Origin of the sequence: Rhodoferax sp. (assembly GCF_030653815.1) — a bacterium.
Taxonomy (GTDB): domain Bacteria; phylum Pseudomonadota; class Gammaproteobacteria; order Burkholderiales; family Burkholderiaceae_C; genus Rhodoferax.
In genome coordinates this window covers 101,535-118,490 of sequence record NZ_JAURYQ010000023.1, presented here as the reverse complement: position 1 = coordinate 118,490, position 16,956 = coordinate 101,535, and the positions used below count along the sequence as shown (strand labels likewise).

General features: G+C 61.0%; 20 protein-coding genes. 10 read left to right on the top strand and 10 right to left on the bottom strand.

Annotation, left to right across the window (positions count from 1 at the left end; translation table 11 throughout):
• The first annotated feature begins 21 nt into the window (after positions 1 to 21).
• Positions 22 to 756 carry an outer membrane lipoprotein-sorting protein gene (locus Q7U49_RS08680; protein WP_304763799.1) on the top strand — a complete coding sequence of 245 codons (735 nt, stop codon included), beginning with the start codon at positions 22 to 24 and terminating at the stop codon, positions 754 to 756.
• A complete protein-coding gene (locus Q7U49_RS08675) occupies positions 753 to 2,066 on the top strand; it encodes a hypothetical protein (RefSeq protein ID WP_304763798.1) in 1,314 nt (437 codons plus the stop codon). Before Q7U49_RS08680 ends, Q7U49_RS08675 begins: the two co-directional genes overlap by 4 nt.
• A gap of 70 nt (positions 2,067 to 2,136) precedes the next feature.
• On the opposite strand, the gene Q7U49_RS08670 is transcribed toward Q7U49_RS08675, so the two are convergent.
• The 10 genes from Q7U49_RS08670 to Q7U49_RS08625 form a co-directional block, all read right to left on the bottom strand.
• The gene (locus tag Q7U49_RS08670; RefSeq protein ID WP_304763797.1) at positions 2,137 to 3,108 is read right to left on the bottom strand and encodes a cation diffusion facilitator family transporter; all 972 of its coding nucleotides are present in this window, start codon (positions 3,106 to 3,108) and stop codon (positions 2,137 to 2,139) included.
• A gap of 189 nt (positions 3,109 to 3,297) precedes the next feature.
• Positions 3,298 to 4,482 (bottom strand): acetyl-CoA C-acyltransferase, encoded by a 1,185-nt coding sequence (locus tag Q7U49_RS08665; RefSeq protein WP_304763796.1) that lies wholly within the window; start codon positions 4,480 to 4,482, stop codon positions 3,298 to 3,300.
• A 47-nt stretch (positions 4,483 to 4,529) separates the two neighbouring features.
• Entirely contained in the window at positions 4,530 to 5,390 is an 861-nt protein-coding gene (locus tag Q7U49_RS08660; RefSeq protein WP_304763794.1) for a universal stress protein, read from the bottom strand.
• A 125-nt stretch (positions 5,391 to 5,515) separates the two neighbouring features.
• Complete coding sequence (locus Q7U49_RS08655; RefSeq protein WP_304763793.1) at positions 5,516 to 5,935, bottom strand: rhodanese-like domain-containing protein; 420 nt, start codon at positions 5,933 to 5,935, stop codon at positions 5,516 to 5,518.
• A complete protein-coding gene (locus tag Q7U49_RS08650; RefSeq protein WP_304763792.1) occupies positions 5,928 to 6,617 on the bottom strand; it encodes a cytochrome c biogenesis CcdA family protein in 690 nt (229 codons plus the stop codon). The genes Q7U49_RS08655 and Q7U49_RS08650 overlap by 8 nt, the downstream gene beginning before the upstream one ends.
• On the bottom strand, positions 6,614 to 7,099 hold the full coding sequence (locus tag Q7U49_RS08645) for a co-chaperone YbbN (RefSeq protein WP_304763791.1): 486 nt from the start codon (positions 7,097 to 7,099) through the stop codon (positions 6,614 to 6,616). Before Q7U49_RS08645 ends, Q7U49_RS08650 begins: the two co-directional genes overlap by 4 nt.
• 17 nt (positions 7,100 to 7,116) lie before the next feature.
• Positions 7,117 to 7,557: a hypothetical protein gene (locus Q7U49_RS08640; protein ID WP_304763789.1), complete on the bottom strand. Its 441-nt coding sequence runs from the start codon at positions 7,555 to 7,557 to the stop codon at positions 7,117 to 7,119.
• 49 nt (positions 7,558 to 7,606) lie between these two features.
• Positions 7,607 to 7,843: a thioredoxin family protein gene (locus Q7U49_RS08635; protein ID WP_304763788.1), complete on the bottom strand. Its 237-nt coding sequence runs from the start codon at positions 7,841 to 7,843 to the stop codon at positions 7,607 to 7,609.
• 94 nt (positions 7,844 to 7,937) lie between these two features.
• Positions 7,938 to 8,984, bottom strand: coding sequence for a permease (locus Q7U49_RS08630; protein WP_304763787.1), 1,047 nt, complete (start codon positions 8,982 to 8,984; stop codon positions 7,938 to 7,940).
• A gap of 98 nt (positions 8,985 to 9,082) precedes the next feature.
• Positions 9,083 to 9,607 carry a sigma-70 family RNA polymerase sigma factor gene (locus Q7U49_RS08625; RefSeq protein WP_304763786.1) on the bottom strand — a complete coding sequence of 175 codons (525 nt, stop codon included), beginning with the start codon at positions 9,605 to 9,607 and terminating at the stop codon, positions 9,083 to 9,085.
• A gap of 188 nt (positions 9,608 to 9,795) precedes the next feature.
• On the opposite strand from Q7U49_RS08625, the gene Q7U49_RS08620 reads away from it, so the two are divergent.
• The 8 genes from Q7U49_RS08620 to Q7U49_RS08585 all read left to right on the top strand — a co-directional run bounded on the left by Q7U49_RS08620 (position 9,796) and on the right by Q7U49_RS08585 (position 16,955).
• Positions 9,796 to 10,554 carry a DUF4395 domain-containing protein gene (locus tag Q7U49_RS08620; protein WP_304763785.1) on the top strand — a complete coding sequence of 253 codons (759 nt, stop codon included), beginning with the start codon at positions 9,796 to 9,798 and terminating at the stop codon, positions 10,552 to 10,554.
• A 163-nt stretch (positions 10,555 to 10,717) separates the two neighbouring features.
• Positions 10,718 to 12,163, top strand: coding sequence for a permease (locus Q7U49_RS08615; RefSeq protein ID WP_304763783.1), 1,446 nt, complete (start codon positions 10,718 to 10,720; stop codon positions 12,161 to 12,163).
• Between the two features lie 26 nt (positions 12,164 to 12,189).
• Positions 12,190 to 12,429, top strand: a complete 240-nt coding sequence (locus Q7U49_RS08610) for a thioredoxin family protein (RefSeq protein ID WP_304763782.1) — start codon at positions 12,190 to 12,192, stop codon at positions 12,427 to 12,429.
• A 51-nt stretch (positions 12,430 to 12,480) separates the two neighbouring features.
• Positions 12,481 to 13,110 (top strand): nitroreductase, encoded by a 630-nt coding sequence (locus Q7U49_RS08605; RefSeq protein ID WP_304763781.1) that lies wholly within the window; start codon positions 12,481 to 12,483, stop codon positions 13,108 to 13,110.
• A 36-nt stretch (positions 13,111 to 13,146) separates the two neighbouring features.
• Positions 13,147 to 14,556 carry a DUF3422 family protein gene (locus Q7U49_RS08600; protein ID WP_304763780.1) on the top strand — a complete coding sequence of 470 codons (1,410 nt, stop codon included), beginning with the start codon at positions 13,147 to 13,149 and terminating at the stop codon, positions 14,554 to 14,556.
• A 99-nt stretch (positions 14,557 to 14,655) separates the two neighbouring features.
• A complete protein-coding gene (locus Q7U49_RS08595) occupies positions 14,656 to 15,126 on the top strand; it encodes a PaaI family thioesterase (RefSeq protein ID WP_304763779.1) in 471 nt (156 codons plus the stop codon).
• Positions 15,127 to 15,169: 43 nt separating this feature from the next.
• Positions 15,170 to 16,480 (top strand): glucose-1-phosphate adenylyltransferase, encoded by a 1,311-nt coding sequence (glgC, locus tag Q7U49_RS08590; RefSeq protein ID WP_304763778.1) that lies wholly within the window; start codon positions 15,170 to 15,172, stop codon positions 16,478 to 16,480.
• A gap of 94 nt (positions 16,481 to 16,574) precedes the next feature.
• Positions 16,575 to 16,955, top strand: a complete 381-nt coding sequence (locus Q7U49_RS08585; protein WP_304763777.1) for a rhodanese-like domain-containing protein — start codon at positions 16,575 to 16,577, stop codon at positions 16,953 to 16,955.
• Position 16,956: the final 1 nt, after the last annotated feature.

Sequence of the window (16,956 nt, the reverse complement as noted above, 5' to 3'; positions counted from 1 at the left end):
AAAAAAGTACGAGAAAAAATCATGAAATTCCTCAAAATCATCACGTTGACGGCGCTGTGCGCCCCCTTGCTGGCGTTTGCCGTGGACGGCGCGGCCATTCTCAAAAAGCTCGACCGCAATCTGGATCCCGAGTCGTATGAAAGTTACCGCAAACTGATCAACATCGAGCCCAATGGCAATAAAAAGGAGTTTGTTCTGTATTCGGTCAAGAAGGGCAAAGAGCAGACCGCCAGCCTGTTTTTGCAGCCTGCCAGCGACAAGGGCCGCAGCACCCTTCGCCAGGGCGACAACATGTGGATGTATTTGCCCAGCGTTGGCAAGCCAATGCGTATTACCAGCCTGCAATCAGTGACTGGCGGCGTGTTCAACAACGCCGACATCATGCGGCTGGATTACGCGGTGGAATACGACGTGGCGAGTGCGGAAGAATCCGACAAGCTTTACACCTTGCACCTGAAGGCTAAAACCGGTGAGGTGGCGTATGACAAACTCAAAATGACGGTGGACAAAAAGCTGGTGCTTCCTGTTGACATCGAGGCCTATGCCAGCAGTGGCATGTTGCTCAAAACCCTGCACTTCAAGGATATCAAGGACTTCGGCGGTGGCATCAAGCGCCCGGCTACCATCGAGACCGACAGCCCGTTGTACAAGGGTTACAAGTCGGTGATGCTGTACTCGGGTTTGAAGAAGCGCGACTTTGCCGATGAGGTCTTCACGCAGGGCTTTATGGCGCGGCTGGAGGAGTTGCGCAAGTGAGTCACGCAGTTCATACCAAGCACCCGGTGAAAGGAGTCTCGCTGGGCTTGCTGCTGACTGCCTGGTGCTTGTCGGCCAGCGCGCAAGAATTTACCTTTGATGCCGCCGAGTTCGAGAAAAAAACCTTTGAGTTTTCAGGCTACCTGGAACAAAAGGAAGAGTGGCTGAAGCTGCGTGGCGAGAGCCCGGCTTTTCAGATGGCCTATCCAGGCGAATCCGAACGCTCTGATTTACTGCGCAGCACCACCACGCTGGAGCTCCGCGGCAAGGTCAATCTGGGTGATTTTGTGCTCGATGCCCGGGCTCAGGGCGGTTATGCCAGTGATCCCCTGGTCAGCAGCACCCGGGATTTGGCCGCGATGGAAGGCGGCCTGCGCTGGAGCGCCAGCCCCGGCCTGACGTTTGACCTGGGCAAACGGGTGCAGCGCTGGGGTAAGGGTTATGCCTGGAGCCCGGTGGCGATGGTGGAGCGACCCAAAGATGCCAATGACCCGGCTGCCTCTCGCGAAGGTTTTGTCATGGCTTCAGGCGAATGGACCCGAAGCTTGTCCGGGTCCATCAGCGCCGTCAGCATCACAGGTTTGCTGGTGCCTACCGACGGCGACATGAATGCTGACTTTGGCCCCGCGAAAGACCTCAACCCCGCCGCCAAGCTCTACTTGCTGGCCTGGGACACCGACATTGACCTGATGTGGCGCAGCAAGGGTGCGCGGCCCGAGAGTTTTGGCCTGGACTTTTCACGCAACCTGAGTCCCGCGCTGGAGATTCATGGCGAGTGGGCGCGCACGCGCGATGCGAGCCGCAACACGGTGACGGCCTCGGGCGTGACGAGCAGGGAGCGCGTTGATATGGATTCCTATTTGCTCGGACTGCGTTACCTCACGCAGGGCGAGGTCACCTGGATTGCAGAGTATTACCGCAATGGCGCCGGCTACAGCGCACAGGAACTCAACGACTACTACCAGTTTCTGGAGGCAGCCATTGCGCCCGGTGCGCCAGCAACGCTTGCCAGCAGTGCGCGCAGCGTCGCACAGTCGGGCTACGCCAGGCCGAATCCGGGGCGCGATTACCTTTATGTAAAAGCCAGCGTCAGCGAGCCTTTTGACTGGGTCTACGGCGCGGCATCTCTGACAAGCATGGTCAACCTGAATGATCACAGCTACCAGATCACGCCAGAGATCAGTTACACCGGTTTCGCCAACTGGGAGCTGCGCGCCCGCCTGATCTTCCTGTCCGGCAAGGAGTTCACCGAGTTCGGTGAAAAGCTCTCCAGCGGGCGTTTGGAGATTTACGGGCGTTATTTCTTTTGACGCGACAAATGCGCCGGGCGGCCTTTCGTGGCAATGCGGCACGCATGCTCGATGCCTCCCGCCGCAAAAACTATTCCCTTTGGCATCTCATGCCGGGCCGCAAACCGCAAATTTGCCCATAAGCCGGGGTTTCAAGCTGTAGCGTGACATGGCGAATTTCAAAGTGCTCGTGCAACTCTTCCTCCGCTTCGCACAACAGCGCAGCGGTGTCGGTGGTGTCGGTGACCAGATGGGCGGTGAGCGCAATCTGACTGGTGCCCATGGCCCACACATGCAAGTCGTGGACCTCGGTCACGTCGGGCAGGCCCTGCAAGAGCTTGCGCACGGCATCCGGGTCCACGCTGTCGGGCACGCCGTCAAACAGCATATGCAACGACTGCTTGAACAAGCCCCAGGTGCCCCACAAAATGACCGCAGCAATCAGCAGGCTGACCACCGGGTCAAGCCAGGTCCAGCCCATCCACAGCGTCAGGGCACCGGCTACCACCACACCGGCTGACACCAGGGCGTCAGCAGCCATGTGCAAAAAGGCGCCCCGGATGTTGAGGTCGTCACCGCCACGCATGAACAGCAAGGCCGTCGCGGTGTTGATGACGATACCGATGCCCGCCACCACCATGATGGTCACGCCCTGCGCGTGCAGCGAAACATCGCCCGACATCAGGCGCCCAATGGCCTCCCAGGCCAGGCCGCCCATGGCCACCAGTAGCAGCAAGGCGTTGGCAAAGGCCGCCAGGATGGTGGCGCGCTTCCAGCCGTAGGTATGGCGCGCGTTGGGTACCAGCTTGACAGCCAAGGCACCACCCCAGGCCAGCACCAAACCGGCCACGTCGCTCAGGTTGTGCCCGGCATCGGCCAGCAGCGCCAGCGAGTTGATGCGCCAGCCGTAAAACGCCTCAATGGCAACAAAAATGATGTTGAGCGTGATGCCGATGGCAAACGCCTTGTTGAAGTTGGCCGGCGCATGGCTGTGACCGTGGCCACTGTGGCTGTGCTCCTGGTCATGGTCGTGGGCAGGGGTGTGGTCATGCGTACTGGACATCAGAAAACTTTCATTGAATCAAACTTCAGGCATCACAGAAGACGGAGAGTGCTACCGAAAGACGCTGTCATTTTGATGCAAATTAATTTTCAAATGGATTCGGTCACCCACCATCAGCAGGACTCGACCTCTTTGATGCCAGTCGGCATCCGGCGTGGAGAATTCGCGCAGGAAAACCGCCAGTGCAGTTCACAGCATTTCCAGCGCCAGTGCAATGCCCTGACCGCCACCAATGCACAGCGTCACTATGCCGCGCCTTAACCCATCGCGCTGCATGGAGTGCATCAGCCGTGTGGCCAACACGGCACCGCTGGCGCCAATCGGGTGGCCGTGGGCGATTGCACCGCCCTCGACGTTGACGATGTCTTCGGCAAAACCCAGCTCACGCAGGCATGCCAACGTTATGGCGGCAAAGGCTTCATTGATTTCGATACGCTGCACGTCAGACACCGCCCAACTCGCGCGCGCCAAGGCTTGGCGCACGGCGGGCACCGGGCCCAGGCCAAACATGCCCGGCTCAACTGCGCCGAGGCCATAGGACACCAGCCGTGCCATAGGCTTGAGGCCATGGTTTTCGGCCCACTGCCGATCGGCCACGATCATGGCTGCCGCGCCAGAGTTCAAGCCCGGCGCGCTGCCTGCAGTGATGCTGCCGTCCGGGCGAAAAGCGGGTTTCAGCTTGGCCAGCGATTCCGCCGTGGTCTCGGGCCGGTTGTGTTCGTCCTTGTTGAACAGCGTCGGGCCTTTGCGCCCGGTAATCTCTACCGTGGCGATCTCGGCATCAAACTTGCCAGCCGCTTGTGCTGCGGCAAAGCGCTGCTGCGAGCGCAGCGCCCAGCTGTCCTGGTCAGCACGCGAAATGTTTTTGAGCGTCACCAAATCTTCTGTGTGCCAGCCCGAATGCTTGCCGCTGAACGCATCGTTGAGACCGTCCATGAGCATGCTGTCGAACATCGTCACATCGCCCATGCGCGCACCCCAGCGGGCTTGCGGCAGCAGGTAGGGCGCGCGGTCCATGTTTTCCATGCCGCCGCCAATGGCGCAATCGACCATGCCCGACCAGACCTCCAGCGCGGCGCTCACCACACCTTGTGCACCTGAACCGCAGACACGGTTCACGGTCAAGGCCGGAATTTCCACCGGCAGCCCGGCAGCAATGCCCGACTGGCGCGCCGGGTTCATCTTGTTGCCGGCCTGGATCACGTTGCCCATCACCAGGGTCTGAATCTGGTCGGCCGCCAGCCCCGAGCGCTTGAGCGTTTCGCGGATCACAGTAGCACCAAGATCAGGCGCGGGCACGTCCTTCAGGCTTCCGCCGTACGTGGCAATGGCGGTACGCACCGGATTGCAAATGACAACTTCTTTTTGACTCATGCTGTAACTCCTTGAAACAAGGGTCTGGGACGACCGGGGGGTGATGTCTATTGATCCTTCGGCAACGGCACCAGCAGTACCGGCCGGCCCGCGTTCTCGCACAGGCGCGACGCAGTGCTGCCGATAACCATGCTCTGCACCCAGTCCTGGCCATGCTTGCCGACGATGATCAGAGAGCAGTCGCGCTCCTGGGCCGTGCGAGCGATCGCGGCGGACGGATCACCCCGCAGCACCAGGGCCTCGCCGTGGCTGGCGCTCGCCTTGATTTGCCTCACCAGAGAGTCCAGCGCGGCATGCGTCATGAGGGGCAACGCGGGCGTGGCCTCTATCGCCTTCGGCGCCAGCACGGTCAGGCAGTCAATCTGGGCGGCCCGGCCTGCCAGGGCTACGGCTACTTGTTCGGCGGCGCTGGCGTGCTTTGACAAGTCGGTGGCCAGCAGCACATGGCGCAATGTCTTTGTGCATACTGCGCTGCAGCGCCCGGCGGTGCCTTCGGGGTCGGGCTCAATCCATTGCAGTAACAGCGGCAGCGTGGTTTTGCGGATCAGGTCGCGCGCAACACTCCCCAAGAACAAGCGGCTCACGAAGTTCTGGCTGCGTGACCCGACCACCGCCAGTTCAGCCCCGGCTTCAGCGGCTGCCAGCAGAATCTCGTCCGCGGGCACGCCCGCCAGTCGCACACTGATCTCCACCTGCAAGCCTGCTGCCCGCAACGAGGCAGCGCGCCGCTCCAGCAAGACCGTCGTGTCTTCCAGTTGGCGGTAGCCCGGGCCCTGCACGTAACCAACCTGAACAATGTGGACGATCAGCAACCGCTGCACGCCCCAATTCATAAGCTCCGGAATGCAGTCCAGCAGCGGTTCTTCAGCGGCGGACAAATCGAGGGCCAGGATGGCGGTCTTGAACATGGTCATTTCTCCTTACTGCGCTGCAGCTCGCGCCGCTTGTTGATTTTGGTGCTGCTCGCGGACTCAACGCCGCTGGGACACCACATCCAAGCTCATTTTGGTCGTGTCATTCGTCATATGTATTGCTATTTCTCAAGTGTTGTGTGCCGTTTGCCAAGCACAGGGAAACCCTTTTGCATCCAAAGCAGAATGCCTCCTCGCATGGGATGCACGTTTTTTAATCCGTGGGCCAGCAAAAACTCGGCAGCTTGCTGACTCTTGACGCCATTAAAGCAGACGGTCACCAGTTCGCGTTCCTGGGGCAGTTCCTGCCAGCGCCGCGCCAACTGGCTCAAAGGCAAGTTGATGACCTCGGGCGCATCAAAAGCCAAGGCAGCCAAATCTGCTGGTTCACGCACGTCGACAAACAAGGCGCCTTTTTTTGCTTGCTGGCGGGCGTTGGTGGTACAGATTTCAGACATATGGATTTTCGGGAAATGGAAACGGAACAATGCGCAATCGATATTCAATGTATTTGAATTCACCGTATAAGCGACTTTAAGCAAGGGTCAGGTTGAAGCCCAGTCCTTGCGCCACCCACCAGGCGCCCGCCAGCAACATCACAGCGGCAAACGCGCGCCGGCCGGGCAGCCAGGCATCCCAACGCGAAAAGCGCGCAATCATGGCGCTCGCCGCAGAGGGCATGGCGCCGGCCAGCAGCAGCAAGGCACTGTGGCCGATGCCGTAAGCCAGCAACAGTGCGGCGCCCCATAGCATTGACGCGCCCATGGCAGCACCCGAACCGGCAATGGCCAGTGCTGCACCCAGCGCCGGTGTGGCGCACGGGCTCATCACCGTGCCAATCAAGGCGCCCAGCACCAGCGCACCCCACAGGCCCGAGCGCGCCAGATACTTCTGCAAGGCAGTGGGCAAGCCCACGCTGCAGGCGCTGCCAGCACGCCAAAGCCACACCGCCAGGCCCATCACCAACACGCCCACCACCACCAGCCATGGGCCGGGCAGCGTGCCCATCATCAGACCCAGTCGCGCTGCCGCCAGGCCCATCAACAGCAGCGCGATGTTCATGCCCGCCACAAAGGCTAACGACAGCGTCCAGGCGCGGCGCGGGCTGTTGGCCTGGCCGCCGACAAAACCGACCGCCACCGGCACGGCTGCCAGCACGCAGGGCGAGGCGGACGTCAGCACGCCGCCGGCAAATGCCGCTGCCAGGCCTTCCAACCCGGTCATGGCGCTGCCGTCAGGCCAAGCTGCGCCAGAATGTCTTCGGCACTGATCTTGCCCATGTGGCGCCCGATCTCAACGCCCTGGGCGTTGTAGAACACCTGCGTGGGCATCAGGCGAATCTGGTACTTGCTGATGTAGCCGCGTTCTTTCAGGATGTCCACATCGGCCACGGCAATGCGCGGATCGAGGGCGAGCGCATGCAGCACAGGCTTCATCTCGCGGCAACTCACGCAGTTGTTGGCGCCGAACTCGACGATGGTCGGCTTCCCGGCTTTCAGCACCAATTGAACGGCGTCAGGCGCGGCATCGCTCGCTTGGCCATTCGCGTTGGATGGCGCTTGAGGGCTTTGCGCCTGATAGACCCAGCCGCCCAGAAGGAAAGCTGCCACGGCTCCCAGGAGGGCCGCCGCGTTGGCTGGATTGCGCCACCAGGGCGTTGGTCTGGCGTTTGAAAGACGCTTGGGTGGCAAAGATTCTTTGGACATGGTCGGGGCTTGGTGGCTTAATTTTCAGGGCTGCCAAAAAGTCGGCGCCACCAGCTTGCACGTGCGCCGGGCAGGAGCGTGGTGTCTTCGAGTGGTTCTGGCTTGATGCGCGACAGCACCCAGAGCGGCTGTACCGGCGTGCTGCTGCAACTGCAAAATGACCCCATGTTGTGCGGGTCGTAGATTTTGATAAAGCCAGGTTGCGCGCGCTTGTCGGCGTAAACAATGCCGCAGAAGTTTTTCTTGTGTTCGCGCCGCAGCAGCGCATCCACCTCGTCGATGAAGTGGTTCAGTCCGTCCGCCGACAACGGGATTGTCGGCACGGCCTCGCCGCTCTGGCTGGCATACCAACCCTGTGGTTCGGCACGGACCCTGAGCCACAAGGCGTCGAGTTGCGGCCAGTCCAGCATGCCGACAAAATTGCCGTCGAGCTGTTGAGAGAACGCTACTGTCGTCATGGCGCGAGGTGAACGGTCATACAAAATCGCCGTCACTTTGGTTGTTGAATCAGGCGGTTTCCAGCCATTGCGCAATCTTGTCACGGCTGGGCACGCCCCCGGCATGCACCACCCGACCGTTGATGACCACGCCGGGCGTGCTCATGACGCCGTAGCCCATGATGTCGCGCAGCTCTTCGACCTTGGTCAGCGTGACGGCCACACCTTTGGCCTGGGCCATCTGGTCGATCAGCGCCATCGTGGTCTTGCAGTTGGCACAACCGGTGCCGAGTACTTTGATGTCCATGGTGTTTTCCTTGAAGTTGAAGTAGAAAAGAAGATTTAATTAGTTGGGGTCAGAGCAAAATTGCTCCGCAATTCTTGATCTGACCCGCAAATTGTTAAAGCACAGCATTGAAGACAAAGCCGACCAGCAGGATGCCCGCCGAGACGACCGCGACAAAAGTGGCGATCAGCCGAACCTTGAGCACCTTGCGCAGGATGATCATCTCGGGCAGCGACAGCGCAATCACGCTCATCATGAAGGCCAGCACGGTGCCCAGAGCGGCGCCCTTGGCCAGCAGGGCCTGCACGATCGGGATCACGCCGGCGGCATTGGTGTACATCGGCACGCCCATGATCACGGCCAGCGGCACGCTCCACCAGGCCTCTTTGCCCATGAAGCTGGCCATGAAGTCCTCGGGCACATAGCCGTGGATCAAGCCACCCAGCGCAATGCCGACCAAGATGTAGGGCCAGACCTTGCCGACAATTTCTTTCACGGCCATGAAGCCGCCTTCGATGCGTTCACCCAGGCTCATGCCGGTAGCCTCAAAATTGGCCGACATTTTGGGCATGTCGCGCACCCAGTCTTCCAGATAGGCTTCCATCTTCAGGCGGCCGATGATCCAGCCGGCCACAATGGCCACGCTCAGCCCCAGGCTCAAATACAGCAGGGCGACTTTCCAGCCGAACATGCCAAACAGCAGCGTCAGCGCCACCTCGTTGACCATCGGTGCCGAGATCAGGAAAGAGAACGTCACTCCCAGCGGTACACCCGCTTGCACAAAACCGATGAACAGCGGCACCGCCGAGCAGGAACAAAACGGGGTCACGATACCCAGACTCGCCGCCATCACGTTGGCGGTGCCCTCACTGCGCCCGGCCAGCAGGGCGCGTGTGCGCTCGGGCGTGAAATAGCTGTTGACCATGCCCATGACAAACACCACGGCGGTCAGCAACAGCAACACCTTGGGCGTGTCGTAAAAGAAAAATTGCAGCGCACCGCCCAGATGGCTGTCGCGCGCCAGCGGCAGCATCGCCACCAGCGCTTCAGAGGCCGGAATCAGTGTGTTGTAAAGCGCCAGCCAGACAATGGCGGCCAGGATCAGGAAAGCAATGGGCTGGCGCACGGGCCAGGATTTGCGGGGGACGGTCAGGGTGTTCATGCCGGTGGAGACGGCCGACCGGGCAAAAAGATGCAGGCGCTTGGTTAATTTTTACCGCAGCGTGGCTGCGGCGTGTTGCGGCTTGTGCGGTGGTGGCCTTAGTGGCGCGGCACAAAGTCGCTCACGCGCCCACCCTCGTCCATTTGCACCTGGCAAGCCTGGCTCATGTGTGCGCGCAGGCGCACGCGGGCGCGCTGCACACGCGACTTGGCAGCGCTCAGGCTCAAGCCCTTGGCGTGGGCAAAGTCGGCTTGCGCCATGCCCTGCAGGTCGCACAGGGTGATGGCTTCGCGGTCCTCGGGGCTCAATTCGGACAGTACCCTGGGCAGGCAGGCGGTCAGGGTATCGACAGGGTTGGTGTCTTCTGTTTGCGCGGTCAAGTCGTCGGGAAGTTCGACCATGTGGTGCGCCACACGCAGGTGGTCGGCCAGCAGGTTGCGCGCGACTTCAAAGAGCCAGGCGCGCGCGTTGTGCAGGTCACAAAAGCGCTCGCCCTGGCGCAAGGCTTTCAAAAAAAGATCTTGCAGCAGGTCGTCGGCCAGCGCCGGATTATTCACGCGGTGACGCAGCCAGCCGCGCAGTTCAGCGGCGTGCAGGGTCCAGGCGGTGGTGAGGCAGTTCATGATGTGATGCGACAACGGAATTCAAATGGTCTGTCTTGTGGCGATCCGGAATTTTGGCTTGTTCGCCGCTGGCAGCGCTGCCAATGTTGGATAAAGTCCTGTGAAGTTGCCGTTCGGATACTCACTATCATAGGGCCTGACAGCCTGTCGCACGGATACTTCAGCCCAAACCAATACAGAAAATTGACATGACAAATTCCATTTTTCAATTCGGGGAAAAATTGCCGGGGTATGCAGTTCCGGTTCTCAACGAGCGTGCCGTGCGGGCCAGTGCCGGGATTCTGTTTTTCTTTGCCATCGTGAGCTTCATGAATGCATGGCTCATGGGGAACTTCCAACCCACGCGGGTGTTCGTGGTGGCTTTTTTGCTGGACTTCACCATCCGCATTTTCATCAATCCGCGCTACGCCCCCAGCTTGATCGTTGGGCAATGGTTGGTTCGCGCGCAGGTGCCCGACCCCGTGGGTGCACCGCAAAAGCGGTTTGCCTGGGCCATCGGATTTGTCCTGGCCTTGTCGATGTTGTACCTGGTGGTGCTCAACAACGTGGTGGGCCCGATCAACCTCCTGGTGTGTGCGCTGTGTCTGATGTTGCTGTTTTTCGAGGCGGCTTTTGGCATTTGCCTGGGTTGCAGAATTTACAACATGTTCAACCGGGAAAAAGCCAGGCTCTGCCCCGGGTCAGGGTGCGAAATGCCTGCGGGTCATGCATCGCGCACCAGCCTGCCGCAGGTGTTTGTCGTGGCCGTGTTTGCGCTTGTGATTGGCGGCGTTGCGCACTGGGTCTACGGCACGGAAACTCAAGGCCCGGTTCAGGCACCCCACGCCAGCCCGGCCGCAGCTTCTGCGCCCCTGGACCTGGCAGAAATTGAGCGTTGCAAAGTGCCTGACTTCGCCAAGGCCATGGGCCATGAAGAAAAGTGGAAATTGCACAACAACTGCAAGTGAGTGTTCAAGCATCCCTGGCTTGAGCCGGGCGTGTTACGGGGCTGTTATTTTCACAAAACCATGTTTTTTGGATGAAAAAATGGCGTTGACCGCGATTTGATCAATACCAGGGATTTTTTCGGGACTCAGAATTCTCAGGCACATCCCGGAAAGAGAGTTCTGCATGGAATTCACCCTGAAATTGCTCAACGGCGGCGCCGGCAGTCTGGCGGCTTATCTGGCGGCGCATGTGCTGCTGTGCCTGTTGCCGGCTTTTTTCATTGCCGGCGCCATGGCCGCGCTGATTCCCAAGGCCAGCATCACGCGCTGGCTTGGCCGCAACACCCCCGCCCATGTGTCTTACCCGGCCGCTGCGGCAGCGGGCTCGCTGATCGCCGTTTGCTCGTGCACCATCGTGCCGCTGTTCGCCGGCATTTACCGCAAGGGCGCGGGCATTGGGCCGGCCATCACCTTTTTGTTTTTTGCACCGGCGGGCAACATCATGGCGCTGGCTTACACCGGCAGTATCCTGGGGCCGCAGTTTGCCATCGCACGCTTGGTGCTGTGCCTGTTGTTTGGCATTGGCATCGGCATGCTGATGGCGATGATTTTCTGGCGCGACGATGCCAGTCACGACGCAGCCACTGACGACCTGTTTGCAGAAAAGGCCAGCATCGCGCCCGCCGCGCGGGGAGTGCTCCTGTCCCTGGTGGGGCTGCTGATTGCCGGTACCTTGAAGTTGTGGCCGCTGACGGCCACATTGTTCAGCCTGGAGTTGCCCTTGTCGTGGGCGCAAGCGTGGCAGGACACGCTGTTTTCCTGGGTGCCGTTTGACGCGACCAAAGGGGAAGAGGGTGTCAGTTTTCAGGGCTCGGTCCTGATTGCCTTGTTGCTGCTGATTGCTGCAACCGCCTGGAAGGGTCTGGAGAACATTGTCGAAGGTGCCACCCGCTGGACCTGGCTGGCGCTGGGGCTCACGGCCACCACCCTGGCGGTGGCGGCCATGCGCCTGACACCGGGCCCAGGCACGCTTGAACTCGCTTTCACCGGGCGTGTTTTTGGTGTGGCCCTGGCACTGTGGGCAGTGTGGTATTTCGCGCACCAGCTGGCCGCTGATGACTGGCGCGCCTGGCTGTGGGAAGCCTGGCGTTTTGTGAAGCAGATTTTTGTTTTGCTGGTGGTGGGCGTTTTCATTGTGGGCATGGTGCGCCAGGTGATCCGCCCGGAATGGATCGAGAGTCTGGCGGGCAGCAACACGGTGCCGGCCAACGCCGTGGCCGTGGGCTTTGGCGTTTTCATGTACTTTCCGACTCTGGTCGAGGTGCCGGTGGCGCGCATGTTCCTTGACCTGGGCATGCACCCCGGCCCCTTGCTGGCCTACCTGATGGCCGACCCCGAGCTCAGTCTGCAAAGCATGCTGATGGTGGCTGCGGTGATCGCCTGGACCAAGACCCTGGCCTATGTGGCGCTGGTGGCGATGTTCAGCGTCGGCGCGGGTTTGCTTTACGGTGCGTGGGTGGATGGGCTGGGCTGGCTGCCGCTGCTCTTGGCCCTGGGTGTTTTCGCGGCCGTGCTGGCGGGCACGATGGTGTGGCTCGGGCGTCGGCAGGTGGCGCACGCACCGGTCTGATTCGTTTTTATCTGAAGGAGAGAGCCATGTTGGAAATCAAAATTCTGGGTCCCGGGTGTGCCAATTGCAGAAAGCTCGAAGCCGTTGCCCGGGAGGCTGCAGCGGCTGCCAACGTGCAGGCTGAATTCGTCAAGGTCTCTGACATGAAACAGATCATGCATTACGACCTGCTGTCCACGCCGGGCCTGGTCGTCAATGACAAGCTGGTCAGCAGTGGCCGCATCCCGACGGTGGCAGAAGTGCAAAAGTGGCTTGTTCCAGTTTGACCCCGGCCCGGAATAGGGCACACTTGCGGCTGAGCACACAGGAACTACTTCATGGATTCACCCGCCAGCTTTGAATTTTCAGAATTTGCCAAGGCACTGATTCACTCTCGCCAGCACGTGGCGCCGCGCCGCCTGGTCGACCCGGGTCCGTCCGAGTCGCAGTTGCAGGAGATTCTTGCTACAGCGGCGGCGGCCCCCGACCACGGGCAACTGCTGCCCTGGCGTTTTGTGCTCGTGCCCTCGGATAAGCGGGAGCTGCTGGCCGAGGTCTTTGGCCTGGCGCTGCAAGACCGCGACCCCGCTGCCACATCCGAGCAAATTGACAACGCGCGTGACAAGGCGCACCGCGCCCCTTTTCTGATGTTGGCCATCGCCCGGCTGGTTGGCAGCACACCGGAGCGGGACGCCCAGCGGCAGGAATCTGGCGAGTTGGCCATCAGTGATGCCGAACGCCTGGTGTCGCTGGGTTGCGCCATTCAAAACGTGTTGTTGGCAGCGCATGCCATGGGCTTTGGCTCGGGGCTCACCAGTGGCCAGGCGCTGGCGTCGCCCCGGCTGCGCGCGCTGTTCGGCATGCACGCGCATGAGCAGGCCGTGTGCTGCATCAACATTGGCACCGTGGCCAAGGGCAAGCCCGCACGCCTGCGCCCGGACCTAGCTGCGTTTGTCAGCAGCCTGTGATGTGATGAACGACCGAATTTCGGCAAAATAGTCGGCATGCAAATCTCCACCCCCACTGATTCCTTGCACTCTGTGTTGCACTGCCTGCCGCCAGATGACCCGCAGCGTACTGCCCTGCACAACGAGGTGCACGCCCGGCCCTCCGCGCGCATCCGCTTGCCGGCGCTGATTGTCTATGTGGCCGTGCTCAACGAAGGCGTGAGCCGCGAGGCCGAGTGCGCCCACCTGAACCGCTTGCCCGGTCAGGCCGAGCTATCCCCCGAGCGTTTGCAGGACAATTTTTTGCGTTTGCGGCTGGACGGTATCACCATCAAGTGGGAGCGCCACAGCGAATTTACCCGCTACTCCATCGTCCAGCCACTGCCCGCCGAGGCCTTGCTGGGCGCGTGCGAGCCCGATCTGTTGCGCAACCTGGCGGTGTCGCCGCAGTGGTTGGCGCAGATTCCTGGCCGAACCGTGGCCGCAGTGCAACTGGCCATGCTCCATGCGCCGCTGGATGACGCCACCGCCTTGATGGCGCAAGCGGTGAAATGGTTAGGAGGGCGCACGGTGGTGGCTTCCTTGCTCGGCAGCAACGCCGCCAGCTTGGGCGGACAGGGCGCCGAGTCCGCCAACCGGCAAGGCTACGAACACCCGATGGGCCACTCGTGGGCGCTGACGCAGTTTCGACTGCAGCCTGATGGTTTCGAGCGCATGTTGGTCATTGCGCCCGAGGGCACGAGCCAGACCCGCGCCGGTCGTATTGCGGCGCGCCTGCTTGAACTCGAAACCTATCGCCTCATGGCGCTGCGCGGCCTGCCGGTGGTCAAGGCCCTCGGGCCCATGCTGGCACAGGCAGAAGGCGAGTTGGTTCGTATCACGGCCCAGCTTGAAAACAAGTCGGCCTCAGACCAGGAATTGCTCGACACCCTGGTGTCCTTGGCCGCCGGTGTGGAGCGCGCGACCGCCGCCAATAGCTACCGCTTTGCCGCAACCCAGGCCTATTACGCGCTGGTCAATCAACGCATCCGGGAGCTGCGCGAAAAAGCCATTCCCGGTACCCAGACTCTGGGTGAGTTCATGCAACGGCGCTTGTCTCCCGCCATGGCCACCGTGGTGGCCACGGAGCAACGGCTGGCGTCGCTGTCGGAGCGGGTGGCGCGCGCCAGCGGCTTGCTGCGCACCCGCGTGGACATTGCCACCGAGGTGCAAAACCAGCAACTGCTGGAAAAACTCACCCGCGGCCAGGAGCTGCAACTGCGCCTGCAAAGCACGGTGGAAGGCCTGTCGATTGCCGCCATCTCGTACTACGTGATCAGCCTGCTGCTGTACGGCGGCAAGGCGCTCAAGGCCGCCGGCCTGCCAATCAACCCCGAAATGGCCGCCGGTGCCCTGGTGCCGGTGGTGTTGTGGGCGGTCTGGCGCACCACGCGGCGCATCCATGCCAAGCTGCAAACCGGCCATTAAGCGTCTCGAAATTGATCTTTGTCAGTTTCTTGGCGTCGTGAATGGGGCGTAATGGGGCGTTTCAAAAAAATTAATTTATTTATTGACCAGGAGACCTCTGTGAAAGCCTTTCAGGACTACTACCCCGAGAACTTGTCGCACTGTTACGGCTGCGGCGCCAAAAATGACCAGGGCCACCGTATCAAGACCTTTTGGGATGGTGACGAAACCGTGACCCGATTCACGCCCGAGCCCTATCACACGGCCATCCCTGGCTTCACTTATGGCGGTCTGCTGGCCTCGCTGATCGACTGCCACAGCACCGGCACCGCCGCGGCGGCCATGTACAAACAGGAAGGCCGGGCCATGGACACCTTGCCGGCCTTCCGCTTTGTCACTGGCTCGCTGCATGTGGATTACCTGAAACCGACGCCGATCAACGAAACGCTGGAAATTCGCGGCCGGGTGAAAGAAATCAAGGGTCGCAAGGTGGTGATCGAGTCCACGGTGTATGCCGCCGGTGTCGCCACTGCGCGCGGCGAGGTGGTGGCCATCCAGATGCCCGAGAACTTTGGTGTGGCCGCCACCTGACATGGCTGAATTTGTGTGTTGACAACTGCATGGGAGAGTATTCATGGCAAGCAATCAAGAAATCGGGGCGGGTGGGCGCAGAGCGCAGGACCCGCGGTTTGTCAGCCAGCTGACGCGCAACACCTTTGCCCTGATTCTTGCCGGGGGGCGCGGCAGCCGGCTGCATGAGTTGACTGATTTTCGCGCCAAGCCGGCGGTGCCGTTTGGCGGCAAGTACCGCATCATCGACTTCACCCTCTCCAATTGCGTCAACTCGGGCGTGCGCCGGGTTGGTGTGGCCACGCAGTACAAGGCGCAAAGCCTGATCCGGCATTTGCAGCTGGGCTGGAGTTTTCTGGACGGGCGCCTCAACGAATTCATCGAGATCATGCCGGCACAGCAGCAGTCCGACGAAGTGCACTGGTACCAGGGTACGGCCGACGCGGTGTTTCAAAACCTGCGCGAAATCCGTCATGCCCGACCCGAATATGTGCTGATCTTGTCGGGCGATCATATTTACCGCATGGACTACGGTCGGGTACTGGCGGCCCACGTGGCGCGCCAGGCCGACCTGACCGTGGCCTGCATTGAGGTACCGCTGGCTGAGGCCAGCAGCTTTGGTGTCATGTCGGTGGACGCGGAAGGCCGGGTGCTTGAGTTTGCAGAAAAGCCGACCGAGCCGCAGCACATGCCCGGCGACCCTGCGCATGCGCTGGCCAGCATGGGGATTTATGTCTTCAACACCAGCTTCCTGATTGAGCAGTTGCTGCGTGACGCCGACGACCCCAAGTCGAGCCACGACTTCGGCAAGGATGTCATTCCGCACTGCGTCAAACGTTACCGCACCTTCGCCCAGAACTTTGCCGAGAGTTGTGTCAGCGAGCCAGGCAAGCCGCCCTATTGGCGCGACGTGGGCACGCTGGACGCCTATTGGGCAGCCAACATGGACCTGGTGCAGGTTACGCCCGACCTCAATCTGTATTCTGACAATTGGCCGATCTGGACCTGGCAACCGCAAACGCCACCCGCCAAGTTCGTTTTTGACGACGATACCCGGCGTGGCAAGGCGGTCGATTCGATGGTCTCCGGCGGCTGCATTGTCAGCGGCTCCACGGTGCGCCGGTCGATGCTGTTCTCGGGGGTGCATGTGCACAGTTACGCCACCATCGAGGACTCAATGGTCTTGCCCAATGTGCAGGTGGGTCGCCATTGCATTCTGAAGAAATGCATCATTGATAAAAATTGCGTGCTGCCTGAGGGCACCATCATTGGCATGGACCCGGAGCAGGACAAAAAACGTTTCCGTGTCACCGACTCGGGTATCACCTTGGTCACCAAGGAGATGCTGGGGCAGGGGCTGAAGGGGATACGCTGATTCAGGGCAGAAATAAAATCCCCGGCACCCTCTGTTACTTAAGTGAGTACGGATATTATTCGGCACTCAACAACCTCTGACAGGAATATGCCCGATGAAAACTGCCCACGACCTCGTTGCCGCCGCCAAAGCCCGCGTGCAGGAAATCCCGGTGGCTGACGCCGAGCAAGCCATCCGTGACGCCGACGTGCTGGTGGACGTGCGCGAAGCCGATGAATTCGCCGCGGGCCATCTGGCCGGTGCCGTGCACATTTCACGCGGCATGCTCGAATTCAAGTTCAGCGCCAATCCGGCGCTGCAGGCGCGTGACCTCAACGTTCTGCTGTATTGCAAAACCAGCGGTCGCGCCGCGCTGGCCGCCACCGCCCTGCATGACATGGGCTATCTGAATGTGAAGTCCATGGCGGGCGGCTTTGACGCCTGGGCGGCAGCGGGCAAACCGGTGGCCAAGCCCGAAACACCGTCGTTCGAGTAAG